Genomic DNA, 25,388 nt, shown 5'->3' with positions numbered 1-25,388 from the left:
CTCAACGGGCCTTCCACACCGGCGCGCGCTTCTCAGCGAACGCCCGCGGCCCCTCCTTGGCGTCCTCGGTCCGCAGCAGCGAGGAGAACTCCCGGCCGGTCCGGGCCCAATCGGCCGCCTCGCCGGTCATGGCACCATCATCGACGCCGTAGGCGATCCGCTTACTGGCCTGCACCGACAGCGGCGCATTGCCGGTGATCCGTTCCGCCAGTTCCAGCGCGGCTTCCAGCGCCGCGCCGTCGTCGACCACCCGGTTCACCAGCCCCCAGCGCCCGGCGTCGGCGGCCGACATCGGCTCGCCGGTGTAGAGCAGCTCCAAGGCGACCTTGCGGGGCAGTTGGTCGATGATGCGGAACACGCCGCCGGCGCCGGCGATCAGGCCCCGCTTGACCTCGGGCAGCCCGAACTGGGCGCGCTGCTCGGCGATCACGAGGTCGCTGGCCAGTGCGATCTCGGTGCCGCCGCCCAGCGCGGTGCCGTTGACCGCCGCGATGGTGGGCTTGTCGATGAAGTGCTGGACGTAGCCGGCGAAACCCCACTCCGGGTGTTCGGGGTGGTAGATGTTCTCCCGGTTGGCGATCGCCTTGAGGTCGGCTCCGGCAGAAAACGATTTGTCGCCGGCGCCGGTGAGCACCACCGCACGCACCTCGTCGTCGGCCTGCGCCTGTGCCAACGCGTCGCCGATACCGGTGCTGACGGCGCCGTTGATCGCGTTGCGCGCGTCGGGCCGGTTGATCGTGACCAGCAGTACGCCACCGTCGCGCCGTTCGACGAGAACGGCCCCATCACTCACAGCAGCTCCAGAATGGTGGCGTTGGCCTGGCCGCCGCCCTCGCACATGGTCTGCAGGCCGTAGCGGATCCCGTTGGCGCGCATGTGGTAGAGCATGGTGGTCATGATCCGGGCGCCGGAACCGCCCAGCGGGTGACCCAGCGCGATCGCCCCGCCGTTGGGGTTGAGCTTCTTGGAGTCCGCGCCGATTTCGGCCAGCCATGCCATCGGCACCGGGGCGAACGCCTCGTTGACCTCGAACACCCCGATGTCATCGAGGCTCAGGCCAGAGCGCTGCAGCGCCTTCTGGGTGGCCGGGATCGGTGCGCTCAGCATCATCACCGGGTCGGCGCCGGCCAGCGTCGCGGTGTGCACCCGCGCCAGCGGGGTCAGCCCCAGCTCGCGCGCCTTGGCCGCCGACATGAAAAGCAGCGCCGCCGAACCGTCGGAGATCTGGCTGGAGTTGCCGGCGTGGATGACGCCGTCCTCTTTGAACGCCGGCTTGAGCTGGGCCATCTTCTCGATGGTGGTGCCACGCCGGATGCCCTCGTCGTCGCTGACGACACTACCCTCGGCGTCCTTGATCGAGACGATCTCGTCCTTGAACGCGCCGGAATCCTGTGCCGCGGCGGCCTTCTCGTGCGACGCCAGCGCGAACTCGTCGAGCGCGGTGCGGCTCAGTCCCCACTTCTCGGCCATCATCTCCGCACCGGTGCCCTGATTGGGGGTCTGGGTGTAACGGGCCCGGAACGCCTCCGGATAGGGGTGTCCGCCGTTGGCCAGCGAGGCACCCATCGGGGTGCGCGACATCGACTCGACGCCGCCGGCCACGACGACGTCGTAGTGTCCGGCGACCACGCCGGCGGCGGCGAAGTGCACCGACTGCTGGCTGGATCCGCACTGGCGGTCCACCGTCACCCCGGGCACCGTCTCCGGCCAGCCGGCGGTCAGCAGCGCGGTGCGCCCGATGTCGAGCGCCTGCTCGCCGGCCTGCATGACACAGCCCCAGATCACGTCGTCGACCAGTTCGGGATCCACCCCGGCCCGGCCGACCAGCCCGTTGAGCACTTGGGCGGACAATTCCGCGGGGTGCACCCCCGACAGACCGCTGTTGCGCTTGCCGATCGGCGAACGCACCGCTTCTACGATGACTGCTTCGGCCATGGTGCTCTCCTTCATCAACGAGGGTTCTTGACGTCGATTGTCGACCAACCCACCGATGACACCTGCGGGCGGGGGTGGCCAGCCCCGCCTCAGCCGACCGGGTTGAACTCCAGGTGGAGCTCTTGGAGCCCCCGCATGATGAAGGTCGGTTCGTAGCTGTACCGCCGCGCCTCGGGCGGGCCGTGCCGCTCCTCGCAGATCCTGATGTCGGCCATCCGGTCCAGGATGCGGTTCAGCGAGATCCTGCCCTCGGCGCGGGCCAGCGGCGCGCCGGGACACGAGTGCACCCCGCGCCCGAACGCCACATGCTCGCGCACATTGGCGCGGTCGACGCGGAACTCGTCGGGTTCGTCGAACTTGCGGGGGTCCCGGTTGCTGGCTCCGGGCAACAGCATCACCGTGGTGCCGGCCGGAACGGTGACGCCGCCGACGGTCGTGGTGGTGCGCGCCATCCGGAAATGCGATTTGACCGGAGACTCGGTCCGCAGCGTCTCCTCCAGGAAAACCTGGATACGGCTGCGGTCCCCGCGCAGCAGCGCCTGAATATCGGGCCGTTCGGCGATCACCCGCAGTCCGGCGCTGAGCAGCTTGACGGTGGTCTCCTGGCCGGCGGCGAACAGGAAAGTCGCGACGCGCACCACGTCGATGATCTCCGGCGTCGAGCCGTCGTCGTATTTCGCCTGGGCCAGATCGGTCAGCACATCGCCGCGCGGCTGCTTACGACGGTCGTCGATGTAGGCGTAGAACGTGTCGTCCAGCCACTGCAACGGGTTGTGGGAGACCGGGTCGTCATCCAGGGAGCCCACCTGCTCGCCGGCCATCACCCGGCGGAACTCCTGGTGGTCGGCGGTGGGCACCCCGAGCAGGTCCGCGATGACCAGCATGGAGAACGGTTTGGCGTAGTCCTCGATGAACTCGGTGCTGCCGCGGGCGACGAACTTGTCGAGCTGTTCGTCGGCCAGCCGCCACATGAACTCCTCGTTCTCCTTGAGCCGCTTGGGAGTCAGCAGCCGGCTCAACAGCCCCCGCGTCCGGGTGTGCTCCGGAGGGTCCTGGGTGACGATGTGCTCACTCATCGGAATCTCGGACCGGTGCGCCTCGATCAGGTCGCTGACGTCGTCACCGACGGCGTCGAACGACAGCCCGGAGAACGGGCCCGCGACCGAGACACATGCGGAGAAGGCCGGATCCTTGTACACGGTAAGGGCTTCGGCGTGCCCGGTGACGGCGAGAGTTCCCTGATGTGACTCGTGCACGATCGGGCACTTGGCCCGCAGATGGTCGAAGTACGGGTACGGGTCCGGGATCAACGATTGGTCGGTGAAGAAGTCAACCGAGTCGAAATCACTCACTGCGCGCCTCCTACGCTCGTCACTGCACCATCTCGGTGACCGCGGTCACCTGGGCGTCCGAAATGTTCATGATCGTCTCGATGTTCTCCGCGATGTCCTCCGCGGTCAGCGGTGTTTTCGAGATGCCCGCGGTGCGCACCACCGCGATGCGCGCCACCCCGCCCATCCCGATCTGCAGCATCTCCCCGTTGAGTGGACAGTCCTCGTGGGCAAGGAATGCCGCTGCGGGAGCACATAATTCCGGCGGCATGCTGGCGTTGATGGTGTCCATCACCGCTTGGGGAATGGCCAGCTGCGCGGCCACCGAGTCCGAGTGCGACGCGGACATGCGGGTGTAGGCGCGCGGCGCAACGGCGTTGACCCGGATGCCGTGTGCGATGCCCTCGGTCGCCAGATTGCGGGTCAGCCCGAACACCGCTCCCTTGGCGGCGCCGTAGCTGGTCAGCTCGGAGATGCCGCCCAGCATGGCTTCGGAGACCGTGTTGACGATGCGGCCGTATCCCGCCGCGACGAAATGCGGCCACGCGGCGCGGGTCACCAGCAGGCTGCCGAAAAAGTGCACCTCGAGCATGCGGCGGAACTTTTCGACCGACAGCGCCTCGAACAGTCCGGGGTCGTGGATGCCGGCGTTGTTGACCAGCACGTCGATCCGGCCGAACGCCTCGATCGCGGTGTCGACGATGCCCTGTGCGCCCTGCGGTTCGGCGACCGAGGCGTGACAGGCCACCGCCCGGCCGCCACCCTCGGTGATCTCGCGCACCACCTCGTCAGCCGGTGCCGATGACGAGCCGTCCCCGTCGATGCCGGCCCCGTAGTCGGCGACGACCACGCGAGCGCCCTTGGCCGCCAGCAGCATCGCGTGGCTACGCCCCACGCCCCGGCCCGCGCCGGTGACGACGGCGACCCGGCCGTCGAATCGCAGCTCGGTCATGGGGCATCGAAGAGCACCGGCAGCGACGTCGGTGACCGGAACACCTGGCCGCGGATGTGCGGATCACTCCCGTCGGGGTCCAGCCGAAGGTTCGGCAGTCGGTCGAACATCACCCCGAGCGCGTCGCGCATCTCCATCCGGGCCAGGTGACTGCCCAGACACACGTGGGCGCCATGGCCCCACGACGCATGGACTTTGGACTCGCGGAAGATGTCGAACAGGTTCGGGTTGGCGTAGCGGTCCTCCTGGCGGTTGGCGGACCCCAGCATCGGCATCACCGCGGAGCCGGCCGGGATCGGCACTCCGCCCAACTCGGTGTCGCAGCTGGCCACCCGGGTGATGGTCAAAAGTGGTGCGTCCCAGCGCACCCCCTCTTCGATGGCCTGCGGCAGCAGCGACCGGTCGGCGCGCACGGCGTCGAGCTGGTCGGTGTGGGTCAGCAGCGCGAACAGCAGGTTGCCCAGTGAACGGTAGGTGGTTTCGATGCCGGCCGGGAGCAGCAACCGCAGAAACGAGAAGATCTCCTCATTCGACAGCTTCTCACCGTCGATCTCCGCGTCGGCCAGCCGGCTGATCAAGTCGTTGCGCGGATCGACCCGGCGGGCGGCCAGGATCGGGGTGAAGTAGTCGCGAAGCGCCAGCGACGCCGCCCGTCCCCGCTCGGGGTTGATGGTGAATGACAGCAGCGAGATGGACCAGCGCTGGAACTGCTCGTAGTCCTGCTCGGGCAGGCCCAGTATCCGGGCGATGATCCGGGTCGGGTATTCGAAGTTGAACTCCTTGACCAGATCGGCGTGGCCGCGGTCGGCGAACCGGTCGATCAGCAGATTCGCCACCGGTATCACCAACTCGTGTTCCCAGCCGGCCACCGCCCGGGGCGAGAACGCCTTGGACACCAGCGCGCGGTGCCGGCCGTGCACGGGTTCATCCATGCCCAGCATCACCTGCTCGCCGAGCACGTCACCGAAGGTGTCGATGATGATCGACGACGAGAAGGTCTCGTTGTCGCGCAACATCTTTATCACGTCTTCGTGGCGGTACACCATGAACACCGGCTTGGATTCCTCATGCGGCATCCCCGACATGTCGATGCGCTGCACCGGCTCCTCGCGGCGAAGGCGGGCCAGTTCGGTGTAGGGGTCCCGGACGTCCCCGGACACCACGTCGTCGAAGGCGCCGAAATCCTCCAGGTCATCAAATAGCTGCACAATTGCCCCCTTTAGACGGCGGGTTGATTCGGCGGTCCAGCTTCGGCTCTCCTCCGTCGAGCCTCGCTAACCGCCGGGTAGGCGACCGATTTGATCTCGGTGTACTGGTCGAACCCCGCGGTGCCGTTCTGGCGGCCGACGCCGCTGGCCTTGTAGCCGCCGAACGGGGTGTCGGCGCCGTACCCTGCGGCGCCGTTGATGCCCAGGAAGCCCGCGCGCAGGCGTTTGGCCACGGCCAGCGCGTGATCCAGCGAGCCCGACATGATGTTGCCGGCCAGCCCGTAGGGGCTGTCGTTGGCGATCCGGATCGCGTGGTCCTCGTCGTCGTAGGGAATGACGGCGAGCACCGGGCCGAAGATCTCCTCCTGGGCGATCGTCATCGCATTGTCGACGTCGACGAACAGTGTTGGCTTGACGAAGAATCCGCGGTCGAGCCCGTCGGGCGCCTCGGCTCCGCCGACGAGCAGCCTGGCGCCTTCAGCAATGCCCTTGTCGATGTAGCCGCGGATCCGGCTGCGCTGTTTGGCCGAGATCACCGGGCCGCACAACGTCGCCGGATCCTGTGGGTCGCCCGGGGCCACCCCTTCGTAGATGCCCTGCAGCATGGCGACGCCTTCGGCGTAGCGCGAGCGCGGCAACAGCAGCCGGGTGGGGTTGGCGCAGCCCTGGCCAGCGTGCATGCACGGTGCGATGCCCATCATGCAGCCCAGCCCCAGATCGGCATCCTCCAGCACGATCGTCGCGGATTTGCCGCCGAGTTCCAGGAAGAGCCGCTTCATGGTCGCCGCGCCCTTTGCCATGATGCGCCGGCCCACCGCGGTGGAGCCGGTGAAGGAGATCATGTCGACTTTGGGCGACAGCGTCAGTTCTTCGCCGATCAAGGGATCGGAGGCGGTGACCACGTTGACGACACCGGCTGGAATATCGGTGTTCTCGGCGATCAGCCGGCCCAGCCGGGTGGCGTTGAACGGGGTGTCCGGTGCCGGCTTGAGAACGACGGTGTTGCCGGTCGCCAGCGCCTGCCCGATCTTGTGGATCGTCACTTCGAACGGGAAGTTCCATGGCACGATCGCCCCGACCACACCGACGGCCTCCCGCCAGACCTTGCGGGTGGTGTTGGCACCGGTCACCGAGACGAACGCGTCACCCAGCGATGTCTCCCACGGATAGCTGTCGATCAGCCGCGCCGGATAGTTCAGCGCATCCGAGAGCGGCGCGTCGAGCTGCGGGCCGTGGGTGATGGCCCGCGGGCAGCCGACTTCGAGGATGAGTTCTTCGCGCAGTTCCTCGCGCTCGGCTTCCAGGGCGTCCTGCAGTTGCCGCAGACAGCGTTGCCGGAAGGCGTGGTCGGCCGACCAGTCGGTGTCGTCGAACGCGCGCCGCGCGGCGTCGATGGCCCGGTGCATGTCTGCCGCGGACGCGTCGGCGACCTCGCCGAGGATCTCCTCGGTGGCCGGGTTGACGTTGGCGAACGTGCCGCCCTGCCCGTCGACGAGCTTGCCATCGATCAGCATTCTGGATTCGAAGCGCGGGTGCTCAGCCATGCCGGTCCTTGCTCAGCGCGCCGAAGCGCGGTAGCCCCATCATCACCCGGATCATCTGATGCAACCCCGCAGCGGGCAGTAACCGGTTGGCGATCAACAGCATTCGTGCATCAGGCCCGACCGGTCGGCGCACGAACGGAGCGCGGGACTCCAGTGCCTTGGCCAGCCCGGCCGCGAACCGCTGCGGTGAGCGGGCGGCCACCTTCATCGCGAAGCGGCCGCGTTTGTCCATGGTGGCGTGATGGCGGGCGTAGACGCCGGTCAGATCACGGCAGTCGGTGGTGCCGGCGTCGGTGATGATCTCGGTGTCGTAGGTGCCGGTCACCAGAACAGTGACGCCGAGGCCGAACGGGGCGATCTCACTGGCCAGCGATTCTCCCCACCGCTCCAACGCGCCTTTGGCCGCCGAGTACGCCGCCGTGGCGGGCATGCCGCGCACACCGCCCTGACTCGAGACCAGCACGATCCGGCCCCTCCCGGCCGCCCGCATCGACGGCAGCAGCGCGTTGGTCAGCGCCACCGGCCCGAACACCGACGTCGCGAACATCCGCTCCCACAGCTCGGCCGGTGTCTCCTCGGCCATTCCCGCCGCCGATATCCCGGCGTTGTGCACCACGGCGTCCGGGGCCCCGACCGCTGCTTCGATCGCCTTGGCCGCCGCGGTCACCGACGCGGCATCGGTCAGGTCCAGCGGGATCCCGATCAGCCGCGGGTCGCCGTCGGACGCGCCGGTGGCGTCGCGCAGCGTCTTCAATCCCTTCTCCGGTGACCGCATCCCGGCCACCACCTGCCAGCCGCTGCGATAGAGGTGCGCCGCCGACGCCAACCCGAGCCCGCGCGAGGCGCCGGTGATGACGACACTGCGGGGCTCACCCATTGGCCGGTCCGCAGCGTTCGCCGTCCGCACCCAGTTCGACCTCCGGCCGCCCGTCGGGCTGGCCGCTCAGCCAGGTTGACCAGATGCCCACCGAGTACGGTCCGGGCTGGCCCTGCTTCTCGTAGAGGCCTTGGGGGTCATAGATCTTCGCTTCCGGGTAGGGCCACGGGCAGGCCACCGTCCGGGACAGGTGCGACGCCTTGACCAGCGCGAACGTACTTCCGTAGCAGAAGTAGCCGAGGTTGATCAGCACCAGCATCACCATGAACATGCCCAGGGTGGGGCGGCTGGCGAAGATCTTCGCCCGCTGGGCCAGTTTCTCGGCCACGGTGCGGCCGGTGTCGTCGCGGTACAGCAGCACCCCGGCCGGCACCATCACGAAGTTCACCGCGAGGATCTCGAAGATGAACGGGAACTGATGGGTTTGGCCCATGAAGATCGAGCCGAACGGCACCTGCGAGTAGATGTACATCCCGGTCTGCACCAGCGTGATCTCCAGAGCCGCGTCCAGCAGCATCCCGAAGGGCAGGATGCAGAGCCCCAGGCTGATCAGCGGGTGGCGCCACACGAAGGAGTCGACGGGCCGGCGCACCTGAATCCGGCGCAGCAGCCAGATCCCCGGGAAATAGGGCAGCAGGTAAAACATGATGTAGCCCAGCACCACGAACGGCTCCACAGTCGGTGACAGCGACACCAGCGGCCAGTCCTCGGGCAGGTGATGCAACTCTGGGTTGTAGACGGCGAACGGCGCCCAGTTCATGATCGGGTCCTGCCAGACGATCAACGTCGTGACGATGCCCATCAGCAACACCGGGTGGTACGGATGGCGGCGCCAGGCGATCACGTAGGTGATGGTGATGCCGAGCATCACCACGACGGTGAAGGCCTCCAGGACGCCGAGCCAGTGTTCGAACCCGAACAACACCGGCACCGGCCGCGGCGGCGGCGTCTCGGTGACCGCCGGGTTACGGACCCGATCCGAGCTCAGGCCGGTTTCGGCGTTGGCGAGCAGGAAGGCGAGGAAGCCGAACGCGGCTGCGGCCCACGCCCATACCCACGGCGATCCCTTACGGGGTTCAGCGGATGTCGGATGTGTCGGCGACGGCGCCGTCTGTTCTGCGGTCATCGGTCATTCCTCTCCGAAACGGTCGACGAGATGGGAGTTGACTCCGTCGGCGTCGAGCCTGCGGGCCACCAGGTATCCGGCGCCCATCCAGGCCCGGCGGGTCCAGTTCCCGAACGACACCCGGGTGCCCGGCGCTCCGGAGGCGGCGGGCATCATCTTCACCCGCTCCAGGGCTTCCTTGACGCCGCGCGGGCTCAGCGGATGCGCGTCGGCCAGCGCCCGTACCAATGTCATTGCCACATCCCGGTTCACCACTGACACGCACCACTCGGTGCGCCGACCGTAGGCCCGCTGGTATTCGTCGAGGAACGCCTGGCCGACCGGGTTGCCCTCGTCGTACTGGTCGATGCCGACCCAGCCCATGAACGCGTTCCACATGACCGGGTTGATCCAGGCGTTCTGAAACGCCGTGCTGGTGAATCGCGGCGGGTCCCAGTTGAGCTCCTGTAACGCCGGGTTGATGAAGACCACGCCGAATCCGAAGCCGCAGTGCACGATCGCCGGTGCCTTCGCCTCGTGCAGCGTGCGCACCGCCGCCGAGACGTCCTGTGCCGTCTGCGCGATCGTCGCTTCGGCCACGATCCGGATGCCCTTGCGCCGGCACGCCTCGCGGAAGTTCTTCAGATAGGTCTCGCCCACCAGGGACTGCTCCTTGAGCACCCCGACTTCCGTGTGCCCGCCTTTGGCGAGCAGATCCGTCCAGAAGATCGGCTCGTCGGTCAGTGATCCCTGCGGGAACGCGAAGAACCACTCCCCCAGCGCCTCATCCGAGCCGGTGACACTGATGCACGGCACCTTGAAGCGGTCCTCGATCGCCTCCCGGGTCGGCACGGCGTTGTCGGTGATGTGCGGGCCGAACACGGCCAGGCAACCTTCGTCGCACAGCTCGCCGTAGGCGTCGATGACGGCCTTGACCGAGCCCTTGGGCAGGCCCTCGACCTCGCGGTAGACGATCTCGATCGGCCGGTCCAGCAGACCCTGTTCGGTCGCCTGCTTGAAGATCAGGTCGAACGGCTGGGTCAGGTCCTCGAAATAGGTCTTCGGGAAGCCCTCGGGGAGCCGGAAGTCCATCAGGTAACCGATCTTGATCGGTTCCGCCGTGCTCTCGTAGGACATCGCGCCTCCGTGACGAACCTAATATTTGTTCAGACCCTAGCGTGCGGTCGGCTGGGCGTCAATCACCTCTGGTGGCAGATACACGTCGATCATCTCCACCAGACCGCCGGTCACCACGGAGTCGTCGGTGAGGGGTCCGGCAATGGCGGCACGGGCGGCCTCGCGGGGTGCCAGGCCCTCCGCGATCAGCCGCCCGGCGGCGATCAGCACCCGTGTCGAGGCCACCTCGCGTAACCCGCCGGTCTCCACCCGCCGGATGGCCTGGCCCAGCCGGACCAGTTCAGCGGCGCGCTCGTGGTCCACAGCGGCCTCGCACGCAACGATCTTCTCCTCGACGTCGGTTGCGGGGAAGCCGAATTCGATGGCCACCATGCGCTGTCGGGTCGAGTCCTTGAGGTCCTTGAGCACACTCTGATATCCGGGGTTGTAGGAGACCACCAACCCGAATCCGGGTGCCGCGTCGAGGGTCACGCCAAGTCGCTCGATCGGCAGCTGGCGGCGGTGATCGGCCAGCGGGTGCAGCACCACGGTGGTGTCCTGGCGGGCCTCCACCACCTCGTCGAGATAGCAGATCGCGCCTTCGCGAACGGCCCGCGTCAACGGCCCGTCGACCCACTCGGTCTCCCCGCCGCGCAACAAGAACCGGCCGACCAGATCGGCAGTGGTCAGATCATCGTGGCAGGCGACGGTGATCAGCGGACGGTCCAGGTCATGGGCCATCGCCTCGACGAAGCGGGTCTTCCCGCACCCGGTCGGGCCCTTGAGGACGATCGACAACCCCTGCCGGTAGGAGGCTTTGAAGACCTGCTCCTCGTTGCCGGTGGACACATAGTAGGGACGCGGACCGCGGGCCGCAGCTGCCATGTCGTTCATACCCTTCTCTTCATGCCACACGCCGTCGAAAATCGGCTGAACACAGGGCTGAGCGGAACAGTGGTCCGATCACCCGGCTGAGTTGGTCGAGCCGCGGAATGGTGGCGTGTGCGGCGCTGCCGAACACCCGGCGCAACTCCGCGACGTCGGTGGCCGCCCCGACCGTCAGGCACAGACACCCGGTCCCGGAGCGGCGCGCCTCGGTGAGAGCCCGGCGGGCATCGGCGGCGCCGTAGCCGCGTTCGTAGCCGTGGTCGTAGGCCAACCCGTCGGAGAGCACAACCAGCAGCCGCCGCGGGGTACCACCGCGGCGCTCCAGCACGGCCGAGCCGTGCCGGATCGCCGCCCCCAGCCGCGAGTAGGCACCGGGTTTGAGCCCCTGCAAGCGCCGCATCGCCAGCACGTCGAGTGGGTCGTCGAAGCGTTTCACCGGTAGCAGGTGCACCGCCGAACGGCCCTGGGAGGCAAACGCGTAGAGCGCCAGGCGATCCCCCAGGTCGTGCAGCGCGGTGGCCAATGCCGCGGCCGCCGCGCGCTGTTGAGTGTGCACGGTTTGACCGGCGGTTCCGGGTTCGGCCGCCGAGCCGGAGACATCCAGCAGTATCAGCACGGACAGATCACGGCGGCGGCGCAGGCTGTCCAGGTAGACCGCCTCGTCAGGCGCGGAACCGGCCAGCACTTCGACCCGGCCCTCGATCGCCGCATCCAGATCGATGTCGTCGCCCTGCGGCTGCCGGTGGTAGCGGTCCAGGCCGACCCCGAGCCGGGCCAGCGGCCTGCGCAATCCGTACTCGGCCGACCGCAGCACCGGGTTGAGATCCGGGGTCGGCACGACTTCGGTTACGGTGCACCAGTTCTGCCGGTAACACCGGCGATGAACATCCCATTCGTGATACGTCGCGCCCGCGGCGCCGCCGGCTGCGGTGTCGTCGTCGAGCGCCCCGACAGCAGCCGACGACACCGCGCTGCCGCCCCGCCGCCCGGACCGGGTCCGGTGCGTGGGCGAATCCGCACCGGGCGGGCCGTTGCCGCCGAGCCGGCGGGTGACTTGGAGCATCTTGGCGACCAGCCGGCCCAGAGCGCCGCTGCCCCCGACCGGACTCGAGAAGATGTCCGCCGTGTCGTCGGCGCTCTCGGCGTCGCCCTCGTCGTCGAGGTCTGCCAGCGGCCTGCGCTGGTGGCGCGGCCGGTGGGCATCACCGGCGTTCGCCTTGTCCGCATTCTTGTGCTCGGCCAGCAACTTTCCCGGGCGGATCACACCGAAGGCGAGCGGCGGATCGTCGTCGACGGTACCGGCCAGTGCCAGTGATGCGGCCGGTGTCGCGGTGCGGGCGGCGAGCTCGTGGTTGATCAGCGACGCCAGCGCGGGTGGCAGCAGCTCGGCGCCGGCCGCCAGTGCCCGGTGCCCCTCGACCGCCAGGTAGCGGGAGGCGAGCGCCCGGCGCCGGAGCAGTCTGCGCACCAGGGCGGGCTCCAGGCTTCCGGCTGAGAGCAGGCAGGCTTGAACGGCGACCGCCTCCAGTTGGCGAGCCGCTGTGGCACCCGGGTCGACGTAGACGGTCTTGCCGTCGGTCCACGCGGGCTCACCGGACCCGGCGGCCATCACCTGAACCGGGCGCCCGGAAAGCGCGGACGCCAACAGGTTCCAGCGCTGCACCGATGCGGCTGCTTCGTGGAGGCTCGTCACGGACTCCCTCATCCGCTAGTTGACCAAATATCTGTTCCACCGTAGAGTCCGCCGGGACCGCAGTCAATCAGTTCGAGGGGTAGGCGCCGCGGATGATCGAATTCACCGACCAGGTCGTCGTCGTCACCGGGGCAGGACGCGGCCTGGGCCGGCTCTACGCGTTGGAGCTGGCTCGACGCGGCGCCTCGATAGTGGTCAACGACCTCGGCGGGTCGATGCACGGCGACGGCGCCGACGCGCACGTCGCCGAGCTGGTGGTCGACGAGATCACCGCCGCCGGCGGGGTCGCCGTCGCGTCGCATGACTCGGTGGGCGACCCCGCGGGCGGCGCGGCGATCGTCGCCGGGGCCGTCGAGCGATTCGGCCGCCTCGATGCGGTGATCAGCAACGCCGGGATCTTCAACAGCATTGCGATCGAGGGCGCTCCGCACGGCATCGCGTCCAATACCGTGCTGCCGTTCGGCTTTTCCCGGATGGTCACCGACACCGTCGACGATGCCGCAGCGATTGAGGATGCCGGATTCCTCCAGGCGATCCGTCCCGAACTGGTGGTGCCGATCGTGGTCTACCTGGCCAGTCGGGACTGCGAGCTCACCCATCAGAACTACTCGGCCTGCGCCGGCCGGTTCGCGCGGGTCTTCGTCGGCCTCGGGCAAGGCTGGGTCTCCGAGGCCGATGACGCACCCACCGCCGACGACATCGCGGCCCGACTGGCGCAGGTGAGCGCGACCGAACCGTTCACCGTTCCCGGCTCCATCTTCGACGAGGTGTTCGGCGTCTGCGATCGGCTCGGCATCGCGATGTGATCAGCCGGCGGATCAGCGCGCGATGACGGGTAGCCGCGCCCAGCCCCGCACACTCGCGGTATGCGCGCGTTCGGCGCCCGCGTAGTCGACTTCCCAGTCCGGCCAGCGCTTGAGCACCTCCTCGAAGGCCACCCGGGCCTCCAACCGGGCCAGCGCCGATCCGAGGCAGAAGTGCACTCCCTTGCCGAAGCTGAGATGGCCGCCTTCACGGTGGATGTCGAACCGGTCCGGGTCGGCGAAGTGCCGATGGTCGCGGTTGGCCGAACCGTTGAGCAGCAACATGTAGGACCCCTCCGGCACCAGCCGGCCGTAGTGCTCGGCGTCGCGCGCGACGTAGCGCGCCTGCACCGGTGACGGCGGTTCGAAGCGCAGCGTCTCCTCGATCGCACCTGGGATCAGCGACGGGTCGGCGACCAGCTCGCGACGTTGGTCCGGATGATCCGACAGCAGCTGTGCCATGAAGCCGATCAGCCGCGCCGTGGTCTCGTTCCCGGCGCCGGCGATCATGGCGGTATAGGCGAGGACTTCGGTGCGCGACAACGGACGCCGGGTGCCGTCGGGCTCGTCGACCTCGGCCCGCAGCAGGTCGGTCATCAGGTCATCGGAGGGATGCTCGGCCCGCCACTCGATGTATTCGGCGAACATCACGATGGTGTCGGCGAACACCTGCTGGGTGATGTCGCCGGGTTCGCGCCCCTCCGCCATCTCGATGAAGGAGCCGTTGCGGTCCCGGATCGCCTCCTGGTCCTTCTCCGGGATGCCCAGCAGATAACCGATCGTTCGCATCGGCATCACTGCGCCCAGGTCAGCGATGAAATCGAACCCGCCGGCGCCGACGAGCGGATCCAGCTCCTTGACGCAGAACTCCCGGACCATCGATTCCACGGCCAGCATCCGCCGCGGGGTGAACACCCGGGAGAGCAGGCTGCGGTGCAGGTCGTGCAGTGGTGGGTCCTCGAACAACAGGATGCCCGGCGGGACCTCGAGGTTGTTGAACAAGATGTCTGCGGTGGTCCCGCGCCCGGAGCGATACGTCTGCCAGTTCGGCAGTTCGCGTACCACATCTTCGTAGCGGCTCAGCGCGTAGAAGTTGTATTTCTCGTTGTAATACAACGGCGCTTCTTCGCGCATGCGTTTCCACACCGGGTACGGATCGTCGTCGATGTCCCGGTCGAACGGATCGTAGTAGAGCTGGATCGCGCTGGCACCTGTCATGGTCGTGTCCCTTCGGTCGAGCAGTGGACTGTCAACGAATCAGTCGTTCCGGTGCAGGAATCCGTGCAGCGTCGCCTGGGTGAGCTCTTCGACGATCACCTTTCGCGACGGCGGCCTGGATCCGAAGTAGGTCGAACGTAGCGCGGCCATTCCGGCGATCATCGCTACCGTGGAGTGCGCCGGCAGGTTCGGGTGCGCGGACCCGATAGACCGCATGTTCATTCCCTCCGCGCTGATCTGGCCGAGCAGCGCGATCGCCCGCCGCACATCGGCGATGCCGGTTTCGACCAGCTCGTCCTCGGTCAGCGACTCCGACGACATGAGCGTCAGCAGCAGACCCTGATGACCGACGAACACGTCGTAGAGCCGCCCGACGAAGTGCCGGGCCAGGTCCTCTTCACCGGTCTGCTCCGGATCGAGCGAGGACCAGGTGCGGCCGAATTCGTCGATGAAGCCGGTGAAAGGCTCGACCAGCGCCTCACGAAACAGCGTCGCCTTGGAGCCGAAGTGGCGGAACAGCAGGGCTTCGGTGACGCCGGCCGCCTGGGCGATCTCCCGCGTCGTGGTGGCGCGATAGTCCTGGCGGGCGAAGAGGTCTCGGGCGGCGTCGAGCAGCAACCGACGCGGCTCACCGCGGGGCCGGCGCACCACCGCGGCGCGCCGACGGGTGTTGGTCGTTCGCTGGGTCACCGTCGTCTCCCTTGTCGATTCCACTTTCCACCGGACAACTTTAGGGTAGTCTCCACTATCTTGATTGGATAGTATCCACTATCTACCGGAGTCGCTGACGGAGGAGGCGCACCCATGGGCGCGGTCATCATGTTGGGCACGCTGTTCGGACTGATTGCACTGATCTACGGCGTGGTGTTGCGCCTCGACCCGGAAGCCCGCCGATGAGCGCCGGGCTGGCGCCCTCCCTGCAGGTCGCCCAAAGCTTCTCCTACATCAGCGGAATCGCGTTCTTCGCCATCGGCGTCTATCTGAGTGTTCGGCGAGGCCATCTGCACCCACTGCTGCTGCTGTGCATCTCCGCCATCTCGTTCTCCTGGATCGAGGCTCCCTATGACTGGGCGGTATACGCACAGTTTCCGCCGGCGCTGCCGCGCATGCCGTCGTGGTGGCCGCTGAACATGACCTGGGGCGGCCTGCCGTTGGCGGTACCCATCGGATACATCTCCTACTTCGTGCTGCCCGCTCTGATCGGATCCTGGCTCGGGCGACGGGTGGCCGCGAGATTCGGTTGGCGCCGGCCCAACACCCTGCTGACCGTCGGCCTGGTCGTCGGGTTCTGCTGGGCGTTCATGTTCAACGCGATCCTGGGCGCCAAGCTGGGCAACTTCGTCTACGGCTACGTGATACCCGGACTGGCCCTGCGGGAGGGCACCCCGCAGCAGTACCCGCTGTATGACGCACTGGCCATGGGTGTGCAGATGATGGTCTTCACCTACCTGCTCGGACGAACGGACGCGCAGGGCCGAAACGTCATCGAGATGTGGGCCGACAAGCGCTCGACAAGTCGGCTGCAGTCCTCGGTGCTGTCCATCGTCGCCGTCGTCGTGATCGGGAATGCCCTCTACGGATCGGTCTTCGCGCCCCATCTGGTGACCAAGCTCGGCGGTTGGGTGAATTCGGGACCCAGCGAACAGTTCTACCCAGGCGTGCCGAATCAGCCGCTGCACGGCCGCTGACCTGTCGAAATCGACGGGCACGCGCAAATCGTTGACCACGCCCACACCGCACGATAGGCTCCGCTGACGAAACCAAATATTGGGTCCGCTTCGTCGACCGGACCGGTCGACGGCGCACCCTGGTGTCGGTTTCGTTCGCGGGTCGGTCATCGGCCTCGCGTCCGATGGTGACCTTCGGGTCGCGATCGTCGAGCAGAACGGGGAGGGTCCGCTGACTGTCTCATCGGAGCGCGAAGACGCTACCGCCGTCGGGTCTCCCCTTGCCGAGGTCGGGTCGTGGGTTCGGTCCTACACCTGGTCGCATCCCCTGCGGTCGCTGGGAACGGTGGGCGGTCAGACGGTCTTGGGTCTGCGCACCGCGCAGTACCTGTTCGTCGACCTGTTCACCGGACGCTTCGCGATGTCGGAGTTCATCAAGCAGGCGGCGTTCATGGCGGGCACCGCCTTGGTGCCGACACTGCTGGTGACGATTCCCGTCGGGGTCACGCTGTCGATCCAGTTCGCCGTACTCGCCGGACAAGTCGGCGCCGAGTCGCTGTCCGGCGCCGCCAACGGGCTGGTGGTGATCCGCCAAGGTGCTCCCCTGGTGGCTGCGATATTGCTCGCGGCGGCCGTCGGCTCGGCGGTGAGCGCGGACCTGGGATCGCGGACGATGCGCGAGGAAGTCGACGCGATGGAGGTGATGGGGGTGTCGGTGATACGCCGACTGGTCGTTCCCCGCTTCGCCGCACTCATTCTGGTCGGAGTCGCCTTGACCGGGCTGGCGACATGTGCCGGCTTTTTCGTCGGCTACCTGTTCAACGTGTATGTGCAGAGCGGGACACCGGGGTCGTTCGTCGCGACCTTCGCCTCGTTCGCGACCGTCGACGATCTCGTGCTGGCCCTGGCCAAGGCCATCGCCTTCGGGGCGATCGTCGCCGTGGTGGCCTGCCATAAGGGGCTGGACACCCGCGGGGGGCCGGCCGGCGTGGCGAACTCGGTGAACGCCGCGGTGGTCGAATCGATTCTGCTGCTGATGATCGTCAACGTCGGAATGAGCCAGCTCTACCTGCTGCTGTTTCCCAAGGCGAGCCTGTAACCGCAATGACCGTAGCCGTCTACCGTCCCCGCGCGGTCCACCACCTCCTTCGAGCGGCCGAGGTGGTGTGGGCCCCCATCTGGCAACCCGTCGCCAAGGCCGGCCACATGCTGGACTTCATCTGCCGTGTCGTGCTGGCGGTCCCGGTCATGCTGGCGCGTTACCGCCGGGAGTTTGTGCGCAACTTGTCCGACATCGCCTGGGGCAACGGGGCACTCGTGGTGGGCGGCGGAACGATGGGGGTGGCCCTGGTATTGGGGATCACCGCCGGCGCGCTGCTCGCGATCGAGGGCTACAACGCGCTGAACCTGCTCGGGCTGGGTCCGGCCACCGGCCTGTTGTCCTCGTGGGGCTCGACCCGCGAGCTGGTGCCCGTGATGATCGCGATCGCGTTCACCACCCAGGCAGGCTGCCGCTTCACCGCGCAGCTGGGGGCAATGCGGATCGCCGAAGAGATCGACGCGATGGATGCGCTGGCGATCAAACCGATTCCGTACCTGGTGACCACACGGGTCGCGGCGTCGGTGGTGGCCGCCATACCGCTGTTCCTGGTGTGCCTGGCGGCGGCATATGTGTCCGCGCAGTTCGTGGTCGGCATCATCGCAGACACCTCCGCGGGCACCTACGAACACTACTTCTCCCTGTTCAGCAGCGGGCGTGACGTGTTCTACGCGACGATCAAAGGGATCGTGTTCATCTTCTTCGCCGCCGTGATCCAGTGCTACTACGGCTATTTCGCCTCCGGCGGCCCGCAGGGTGTCGGTGTCGCCGCCGGCCATGCGATGCGGGCCACCATCACCGTGGTGATCATCTTGAACGCACTGCTGACCATGGCGATGTGGGGCGTCAACGCCGGCGCGAGGTTCGGTGGCTGAGGATGCCGAACTCCTTCGACGCCAACGACCGTGGCCCGTCCAACCCCCGGTTGTTCGTCAACGGGCTGGCGTTCCTCGCGATCGCGGCGACCGCCGCGGTACTGATGATCGCGCAGTCTCAGGGCGCGCTGCAACATTCGGTACGGGTCAGCGCCGAGCTCACCAACGTCGGAGACGGCCTGCCGGTGAAGTCCGACGTCAAATTCCGCGGTGTGCTCGTGGGTTTCGTGTCGGCCGTCACGCCCGCGGCCGCGGGCCGTCCCAACATCGTGCGGCTCGATCTCAGCCCCGAACACGCTCCCGGTATTCCCGGCACGGTCACCGCCCGGGTGGTGCCGTCGAACGTCTTCGCGGTGTCCTCGGTGCAACTGGTCGACAACGGCACACCGACCGGACCGGTGCGGTCCGGCGCCGTAATCGGCGAAGACCAGACCTTACCGACCGTGCTCTTCCAGACCACCCTGAACAAGTTCCGCCAGGTGCTCGCGGCGGTCGGCCGCCAGCCCACCGCCGACAATGTCGGCTGGCTCACCGCGCTGGGGGACGCCACCAGCGGCCGCGGTGATCGGCTGCAGCGCGCCGGCAGCGATCTCAACGAGATCGTCAACCAGCTCAACACCGTCGTCACCGGCGACACGATCGGTCCCTCGACGATGTCCGCGCTCACCGCGGCCACCGCCGCGCTGGGCCGGGCCGCACCCGAGCTACTCGACGCACTCGACGGTGCGGTGCAACCCATGCGCACGCTAGCCGAAAAGCGCTCGGAGCTAACCAATCTGCTGTCGGCCGGACTGGGCACGTCCGGAGTTCTCGGCGACGCCTTCGACCACAACACCGACCGGATGATCGACATCTCCACGAAGCTGACACCGGTGTTGGGCGTGCTGGGCGATCACGCCGAAACACTGCACGCGATCTCGACCCGGCTGACGACGCTGGTCGGCAGGGTCATGGAGATCGCCTGGAACTACGACACGAATCAGTTGCAGGCCAAAGCCGTCATCTCCTTGAACCCGACCCGGACCTACGTGCGCGCCGACTGCCCGCGCTACGGCGACATGCTCGGGCCCAGTTGCTTCACCGCCCCCGAGGTACCGACCGCGCCGGCGTTGACCCCGGCACTCGAATCCCGGGGATTTCCACTGCCGCCCGGCATCACCGAGAACCGCCCCAACTTCGCACCGCCGCGAGGGTCGGTGTTGCCGCCGGGCGCCCCCGAACCGGCCCCGGAGCCCGAGCCCGAACCCGCGATGCCGGTCCAGCCGCAGTCCGCGGTGATCGGCGGCAACGTCGGACCGGTCGGCAGCAGCACTGAGAAGCAGCAGTTGGAGATCATCATGGGCGATCACGCCAACATCGCCAGCGAGTTCCTGCTGGCCCCGCTGCTGCGCGGCACCACGGTAGCGCTGACGGCGAGCACCGGCGGTGGCCGATGAGATACCGCAAGGCCCTGCTGGGATTGAGCCTGTTCCTGGTGGTTTCCACCACGGCGACCTGGCTGGTCTTCGTCACGCTGCGCCGCGAGGTCACCGGGCCGACGAACACCTACAGCGCGGTGTTCACCGACGTATCCGGCCTGCACAGCGGCGACGACGTACGCACCGCGGGAGTGCGGGTGGGACGCGTCGACAGCGTCGAACTCGACGGAACCCTCGCGCGGGTCACGTTCCGGATCCCCAAGTCCTACGTCCTCTATGACGACACCACCGCCGCGGTGACGTATCAGAACATCATCGGCCAGCGCTATGTCGGCCTGTCCCCCGGCACCGCCCCCTCCCACAGCCCGCTACCCGATCGCGGCAGCATCCCGGTGCAGCAAACCACCCCCTCGTTCGACATCTCCGGACTGCTCAGCGGATTCGAGCCGCTGTTCACCCTGTTGAGCCCAGCGCAGGTGGACAATCTCACCGGCGGCATCATCCAAGCCTTACAAGGTGATTCCGCGTCCGTGGTGACGCTGATCAGCCAGACCTCGGCGCTGGCCGAGTCGCTCGCGGGGCCCGACCAGGTTCTCGGCGACGTCATCGCCAATCTCGACGAGGTCACCGGTGTACTGGCCCAACAGGATCGCGAACTGCAAGCCGTGATCGGCCACTCCCGCACCGCATTGGCCACACTGGCCGCTCGGCGCGACGAGCTGGTGAGGTCGGCCGGCTCCATCACCCAGGCGACGGATCGGTTGTCGGTGCTGTTGAACGCCGTCTACCCCGAGCTCGACGAGTTCCTGGCGCGCGAGCCCGGATTCGTCGGCCATCTCACCGGCGAGGGACGGCAACGGTTCGCCCACTACGGCGGGAATCTCGTGCTCGTCCTCAAAGGCCTGGCCCGAGCAACCCAGAGCGGAAGCTACATCGACGGCTACATCTGCGACATCAACGCCACGGTGTTCGCGTTCTTGGGCCGGGTGATCCCGGGCACCGTCAAACTCGCCTCGCCCGGCAATGTCGTCGAGCATTCACCGATCTGCAGGTAGGGAAACGATGCCGTTGCGACCCAGGCGCCCGATCGAGGGTTACCACCCGATCTGGGTGGGGACCGTCTCGGTGGCGGTCATGGCGGTCGTCGTGATGACGATCGTCGGTATCGGCACGCTGTCGCTGGGGCAGCGGGGGTATCGGGCCGAATTCGCACAGGCCGCCCAGCTCCGTCCCGGGGACCAGGTCACCGTGGCCGGAATCGAAGTCGGCACCGTGAAGGACGTCGCGCTGACCGGCGACCGTGTGACGGTGAAATTCACTGTCGGCAAGAAGGTGCGAGTGGGCGGGGCATCACGGGCGGCGATCAAGCTGACCACCCTGCTGGGTCGGCGCTACCTCGAGCTGTCCCCCGCCGGCGAGGGCGAACTGCCTTCCCGCACCATCGGTTTGGCCAACACATCGGTCCCTTACAACCTGCAGGCCACGCTGGCCGACGCGACCACCACCTTCGAGCAGGTGGACGCCGACCGCATCGCCGAATCGATGGCCGAGATGAGCAACGGCCTCGCGGGGGTTCCCGAAGCGCTGCCGGAGGCGCTGCGCAACGTGCGGACCCTGGCGGGTGTGATCGGCGAAAGACGCGGTCAGCTGGGCTCCCTGCTGAGGAACGTCGACACCGTCACCGGAATCATCCGCGACCAGAAGGCCGACCTCGGCGCGTTGGTCATTCAGGGCCGGGACCTGCTCCAGACGGTCAACGCCCGGCAAGCCGCGGTGCACCGATTGCTCGACGGCACCACGGCCCTGGTCGACATCTTGAAGACGCTGTTCAACGACGAGCCCGCGATCAACCAACTACTGGCCAACCTGCAGCAGTTCGCGCAGATGGCCGCCACCCACGACGCGCTGGTGCGCAACACGCTGCAGACCATGCCGATCGCGTTCCGCAACCTGGCCAACGCCAGCGGCAGCGGCACCGCACTGGATATCAACCTGCCGGCCGGCGTACTCATCGACTCCTGGATGTGCGCGCTGAGCGGGCGCGGAAAGCAATTCGGGCTGACGCAGTATTTCACCGACTGTCAACCCTCCGGCGACCCGTTTCCCGGTTGGCCGCCACCGGATCCGGCGAGGCTGCCCGGATGAGCCGACACCTCACTCGCAGCAGGTCGATCGCGATCGGGCTGGCCGTCCTCGCGTTCGCCGGAGTGCTGATCTGGTACGTCACCTCGAACGAACGGCACCGCCCGCTGACCGTCACGGCGCAGTTCGAAGAAGCCGTCGGGCTGTACGAGGGCAACGCGGTGTCGATACTCGGCATGCCGGTCGGGAAGGTCACCGAGATCACGCCGAAAGACAGCTACGTCGAGGTGAAACTCATCATCGACAAGAACGTCGACATCCCCGCCGACGTGCAGGCCGTCACCGTCGCCACGTCTATCCTGACCGACCGGCATGTCGAACTGACCCCGCCGTACGCAGGTGGGTCCAAGCTGCGCGACGGTGACGTGGTGGGTTTGGCCCGCACCAGAACGCCCGTCGAATTCGACCGCACCCTGGCCATGGCCGACAAGCTGTCTCGCGCTCTGGAGGGAGACGGCCGGGGCCACGGCCCGCTCGCCAACCTGATCGGGATCGGCGCCAAGATCTCCGCCGGCAGCGGCCCCGACATCAAGTCCGCCCTCGATCAACTCTCGCAGGCGTTGCGCCTCAGCGAGGACAACGGAGCCGCCACCGGCAAGACCGTTGCCTCGATCGCCGCCAGCCTCGCCGACCTGACCCAGGCCGCCGCCGACAACGACACCGCGATCAGGGAATTCGGTTCGAACGTCCGCGCGCTCAGCGACCTGGTCGCCGCCGAGAACCTCGGCGCCGGCAGCACCGGCGCCAAGGTCAACCAGATCCTCGACCAGGCGACGGCCCTGCTGGAGAAGAATCGCGGCACCCTCAAAAGCACCGTCGGCGATTTCGGTGACCTCACCACCGCCCTGACCGACAACCGCCGCCAAGTCGAAGAGATCCTCGATGTGCTGCCGCTGGTGGGCACCAACATCTACAACGCCGTCGATCCCAGCGGCCGCACCCTGCGGATCCATCCCACTCTCGACAAGCTCATGCTCAACGGCCAAATGGCCAAGGAGGTCTGCAATCTCGCCGGCATCAAAGACCTGGGTTGTGCCACCGGGACGGTCGCCGACAATGCGCCCGAGTTCGGCACCACCTTCTTCGTGGCGGGCATGACGGGACTGCTCGAACGCATGGCGGGAGCCGAGAAATGATGCGGGCCGTGACCGCTGCCGTCCTGGCCGCGACGCTGGCCGGTTGCGGCGGCGGCGGACTGGCGAGCATTCCGCTGCCCGCACCGGGCCGCATCGACGGCGACATCACTGTCAGCGCCGTGTTCACCAACGCGCTGAGCCTCCCGGTGAAGGCGAAGGTGAAGCTCAACGGTGCCGACATCGGCGAGGTCGAATCGATTCGCGCTGAGGACTTCGCCGCCCACGTGACGATGAAGCTCAGCAGCAGCGCACCGCTGTTCACCGACTCCGTCGCCGAGTTGCGCTCGGCGACCCCGCTCGGCGACATCTTCATCGCCATGCGACGCGGGCCGAACGCCGCCACCGACGCCGCACGACTGCGCGACGGCGACACCATCACCTTGGACCATACGGCTTCCGCCGCGACCATCGAAGACGTCCTCGGCTCGGCCGCACTGCTGGTCAACGGCGGCTCGATCCGCCGACTGGTCGGGGCGGTCAACGGCGCGGGCGCGGCGGTGGGCGGACGCGGAACGAAGGTCGCCGCCCTGCTGCGTGACTCGAACACGCTGCTGGCGCGGCTCACCGATCGCTCGAGCCAGATCGACACCGCGCTGCGCAACACCTCCGACCTGGCCGCCACCCTGACGGCCCGCCGTGACAGCCTCACCACGGTTCTCGCAGCGGCCGCACCGGCGACGGAGACACTCGCCGACAGCGCCACGAACATCGCCGACATGGTCGCTGCGGCCGGCCGGATCACCGGCCAGCTCAACCGCTTTCCCTCGATGCAGGGCACCGACACCCGCAGCAGCATCCATGATCTCAACCGGCTCTCGGATGTCTTCAACCAGATCTCCACCGACCCCGAACTCAATCTGAACATCTGGAATCGGATGATCACCGGGATCACCCACATCACCAGCGGACCCGACATCCATGCCGTCGGAATCGTCACGCAGTTGGCGCTCGGCGCGTTGCCCGACAAGAACTATCCGGGCGATCCCGGCATCCACGGTCCGGACGGCACCGACTGGCACGCCATGATCGGAAGCCTTCGGTACGAGTGGAACCTGTTGTTGGGCCGCATCTACGGACCCGAGCATCAGCCGCGATGACCAACAACGCCCTACGTCTCCTGGAAGCGCCGGCCCGGCTGCTGGTCGATGCAACCAGGGCGTGCAACCGACACCGCGTCGCGATGTCGGTGGCCGGTATCGTCGTGACACTGATTGCCGTGACCGTCTACATCGTCGGCGGAACCCTGGGGATCAGTCCGTTGCGCTCCACCATCTCCGTGCAGGTACACCTGCGCGAATCCGGGGGCCTGCTGCCCAACCAGGACGTCACGCTGCGTGGCGTACGGGTCGGTAAGGTCAGCTCGGTGCGACTCGCCGATACCGGTGTGGTCGCCTCCGTCGAGATCGACGGCCGGCAGCGGGTGCCGGCGAACAGCCGCGTCCGGGTGTCGGCCTTGTCTGCGGCGGGCGAGCAGTACCTCGACTTCCGTCCCGAGCAGGCCGGCGGGCCGGCCCTGGCCGACGGCGCGGTGATCGACGAGGACCGCACCGCCATTCCGGTATCCCTGGCTCAACTGTTGGCTGACGCCAACGGACTGCTCGCCCAAGCGGATCCGCAGCAGCTGGCGGCCATCACCACCGAACTTCGGGTATCGAATCAGGGACCGGCCAAGCTGGCAGCCCTGCTCGACGGCGGGGCGTTTCTGATATCGACTCTCGACTCGGTGCTGCCCCAGACGGTGAGCGTGCTGCGGACCAGCCGGACCGTACTGACCACTCTCGTCGACAGCAACACCGGCCTGGTGCGGGCCTCGCAGAACCTGCACGACATCATGGCGGGCGCCCAGTCGATGGACAGCGGGTTCCGCACTCTGGTCGATCAGGGTGAGCGCCCATTGACCGTGCTGGACAAGATCATCGAGGACAACTCCGACACCATGGTCGGACTGCTGGGCAATCTCGTCACCACCGCACAACTGTCCTCCGCGCGGATCCCGGCCCTGAATGAGATCGTCAACTCCGACCGTGGCGGCTCGGCGGTGGAGGCGTTGAGCAGTGTGGTGCGGGACGGGGCGGTGTGGGTGATCGCGGATCTGTACCCGCGCTACAGCTGCGACTACGGGCTTCCGCCGCTGCCACCGGCCATCCCGAACTATCCCGAGCCGTACCTGCATACCTATTGCCACAACCCGGACCCGTCCGTGCTGGTCCGCGGCGCCCGCAATGCACCACGTCCGCCGGGGGACGACACCGCTGGTCCGCCGCCGGGCTATGACCCGCACGCCCAGACCGATCCGGTTCCGCCCGGCCCGCACACCCTGCTCACCCCGTTCGGTGGGGTGCCGATGGACGTGCAACTGCCGCCGGACCCGCCGAACTGAG

At 67.6% G+C, this 25,388-nt stretch carries 23 protein-coding genes; 10 read left to right on the top strand and 13 right to left on the bottom strand.

The features are described from left to right. Position 1 precedes the first annotated feature (1 nt). The 11 genes from AWC24_RS20500 to AWC24_RS20450 form a co-directional block, all read right to left on the bottom strand. On the bottom strand, positions 2–793 hold the full coding sequence (locus AWC24_RS20500; protein WP_085088798.1) for an enoyl-CoA hydratase-related protein: 792 nt from the start codon (positions 791–793) through the stop codon (positions 2–4). After that, on the bottom strand, positions 790–1,935 hold the full coding sequence (locus AWC24_RS20495; RefSeq protein WP_085089127.1) for a thiolase family protein: 1,146 nt from the start codon (positions 1,933–1,935) through the stop codon (positions 790–792). The genes AWC24_RS20500 and AWC24_RS20495 overlap by 4 nt, the downstream gene beginning before the upstream one ends. Positions 1,936–2,024: 89 nt before the next feature. Continuing rightward, on the bottom strand, positions 2,025–3,287 hold the full coding sequence (locus AWC24_RS20490; RefSeq protein ID WP_085088795.1) for a cytochrome P450: 1,263 nt from the start codon (positions 3,285–3,287) through the stop codon (positions 2,025–2,027). Positions 3,288–3,306: 19 nt separating this feature from the next. After that, a complete protein-coding gene (locus tag AWC24_RS20485; RefSeq protein WP_085088792.1) occupies positions 3,307–4,218 on the bottom strand; it encodes an SDR family NAD(P)-dependent oxidoreductase in 912 nt (303 codons plus the stop codon). Then, entirely contained in the window at positions 4,215–5,429 is a 1,215-nt protein-coding gene (locus AWC24_RS20480; RefSeq protein ID WP_085088789.1) for a cytochrome P450, read from the bottom strand. The genes AWC24_RS20485 and AWC24_RS20480 overlap by 4 nt, the downstream gene beginning before the upstream one ends. A gap of 8 nt (positions 5,430–5,437) precedes the next feature. Continuing rightward, a complete protein-coding gene (locus tag AWC24_RS20475) occupies positions 5,438–6,940 on the bottom strand; it encodes an aldehyde dehydrogenase family protein (RefSeq protein ID WP_085089125.1) in 1,503 nt (500 codons plus the stop codon). Between the two features lie 22 nt (positions 6,941–6,962). After that, positions 6,963–7,847: an SDR family oxidoreductase gene (locus AWC24_RS20470; RefSeq protein WP_085088785.1), complete on the bottom strand. Its 885-nt coding sequence runs from the start codon at positions 7,845–7,847 to the stop codon at positions 6,963–6,965. Beyond that, entirely contained in the window at positions 7,840–8,973 is a 1,134-nt protein-coding gene (locus AWC24_RS20465; RefSeq protein WP_085088783.1) for a spirocyclase AveC family protein, read from the bottom strand. Before AWC24_RS20465 ends, AWC24_RS20470 begins: the two co-directional genes overlap by 8 nt. Before the next feature lie 3 nt (positions 8,974–8,976). Next, entirely contained in the window at positions 8,977–10,089 is a 1,113-nt protein-coding gene (locus AWC24_RS20460; protein ID WP_085088780.1) for an ABC transporter substrate-binding protein, read from the bottom strand. Positions 10,090–10,125: 36 nt separating this feature from the next. Next, the gene (locus AWC24_RS20455; protein WP_085088777.1) at positions 10,126–10,962 is read right to left on the bottom strand and encodes a CbbQ/NirQ/NorQ/GpvN family protein; all 837 of its coding nucleotides are present in this window, start codon (positions 10,960–10,962) and stop codon (positions 10,126–10,128) included. A 10-nt stretch (positions 10,963–10,972) separates the two neighbouring features. After that, on the bottom strand, positions 10,973–12,565 hold the full coding sequence (locus AWC24_RS20450) for a nitric oxide reductase activation protein NorD (RefSeq protein ID WP_234807462.1): 1,593 nt from the start codon (positions 12,563–12,565) through the stop codon (positions 10,973–10,975). Positions 12,566–12,741: 176 nt separating this feature from the next. Between AWC24_RS20450 and AWC24_RS20445 the strand changes: the two genes are divergently transcribed. After that, positions 12,742–13,455, top strand: a complete 714-nt coding sequence (locus AWC24_RS20445) for an SDR family NAD(P)-dependent oxidoreductase (RefSeq protein WP_085088771.1) — start codon at positions 12,742–12,744, stop codon at positions 13,453–13,455. 12 nt (positions 13,456–13,467) lie between these two features. On the opposite strand, the gene AWC24_RS20440 is transcribed toward AWC24_RS20445, so the two are convergent. Both AWC24_RS20440 and AWC24_RS20435 read right to left on the bottom strand, forming a co-directional pair. Then, a complete protein-coding gene (locus tag AWC24_RS20440; protein WP_085088768.1) occupies positions 13,468–14,670 on the bottom strand; it encodes a cytochrome P450 in 1,203 nt (400 codons plus the stop codon). 39 nt (positions 14,671–14,709) lie between these two features. Further along, positions 14,710–15,360, bottom strand: coding sequence for a TetR/AcrR family transcriptional regulator (locus AWC24_RS20435; protein WP_085088765.1), 651 nt, complete (start codon positions 15,358–15,360; stop codon positions 14,710–14,712). A 203-nt stretch (positions 15,361–15,563) separates the two neighbouring features. On the opposite strand from AWC24_RS20435, the gene AWC24_RS20430 reads away from it, so the two are divergent. From AWC24_RS20430 to AWC24_RS20390, 9 genes are all read left to right on the top strand, one after another. After that, positions 15,564–16,358, top strand: a complete 795-nt coding sequence (locus AWC24_RS20430; protein WP_085088763.1) for a spirocyclase AveC family protein — start codon at positions 15,564–15,566, stop codon at positions 16,356–16,358. A 184-nt stretch (positions 16,359–16,542) separates the two neighbouring features. Beyond that, positions 16,543–17,436, top strand: a complete 894-nt coding sequence (locus tag AWC24_RS20425) for an MlaE family ABC transporter permease (protein WP_407663451.1) — start codon at positions 16,543–16,545, stop codon at positions 17,434–17,436. A 5-nt stretch (positions 17,437–17,441) separates the two neighbouring features. Continuing rightward, entirely contained in the window at positions 17,442–18,311 is an 870-nt protein-coding gene (locus AWC24_RS20420; RefSeq protein ID WP_085088760.1) for an ABC transporter permease, read from the top strand. 2 nt (positions 18,312–18,313) lie between these two features. Continuing rightward, on the top strand, positions 18,314–19,747 hold the full coding sequence (locus AWC24_RS20415) for an MlaD family protein (protein ID WP_085088757.1): 1,434 nt from the start codon (positions 18,314–18,316) through the stop codon (positions 19,745–19,747). Beyond that, positions 19,744–20,784, top strand: coding sequence for an MCE family protein (locus tag AWC24_RS20410; protein ID WP_085088754.1), 1,041 nt, complete (start codon positions 19,744–19,746; stop codon positions 20,782–20,784). Before AWC24_RS20415 ends, AWC24_RS20410 begins: the two co-directional genes overlap by 4 nt. A 7-nt stretch (positions 20,785–20,791) precedes the next feature. After that, positions 20,792–21,874 carry an MCE family protein gene (locus AWC24_RS20405; protein WP_085088751.1) on the top strand — a complete coding sequence of 361 codons (1,083 nt, stop codon included), beginning with the start codon at positions 20,792–20,794 and terminating at the stop codon, positions 21,872–21,874. Then, positions 21,871–23,007, top strand: coding sequence for an MlaD family protein (locus tag AWC24_RS20400; protein ID WP_085089121.1), 1,137 nt, complete (start codon positions 21,871–21,873; stop codon positions 23,005–23,007). The genes AWC24_RS20405 and AWC24_RS20400 overlap by 4 nt, the downstream gene beginning before the upstream one ends. Beyond that, the gene (locus tag AWC24_RS20395; RefSeq protein WP_234807461.1) at positions 23,007–24,104 is read left to right on the top strand and encodes an MCE family protein; all 1,098 of its coding nucleotides are present in this window, start codon (positions 23,007–23,009) and stop codon (positions 24,102–24,104) included. Before AWC24_RS20400 ends, AWC24_RS20395 begins: the two co-directional genes overlap by 1 nt. Then, positions 24,101–25,387 (top strand): MlaD family protein, encoded by a 1,287-nt coding sequence (locus AWC24_RS20390; RefSeq protein ID WP_085088745.1) that lies wholly within the window; start codon positions 24,101–24,103, stop codon positions 25,385–25,387. The genes AWC24_RS20395 and AWC24_RS20390 overlap by 4 nt, the downstream gene beginning before the upstream one ends. Position 25,388 lies beyond the last annotated feature (1 nt).

It is taken from the genome of Mycolicibacter senuensis (genome assembly GCF_002101885.1).
GTDB classification, from domain to species: domain Bacteria; phylum Actinomycetota; class Actinomycetes; order Mycobacteriales; family Mycobacteriaceae; genus Mycobacterium; species Mycobacterium senuense.
This window is presented reverse-complemented; position numbering and strand designations above follow the sequence as displayed.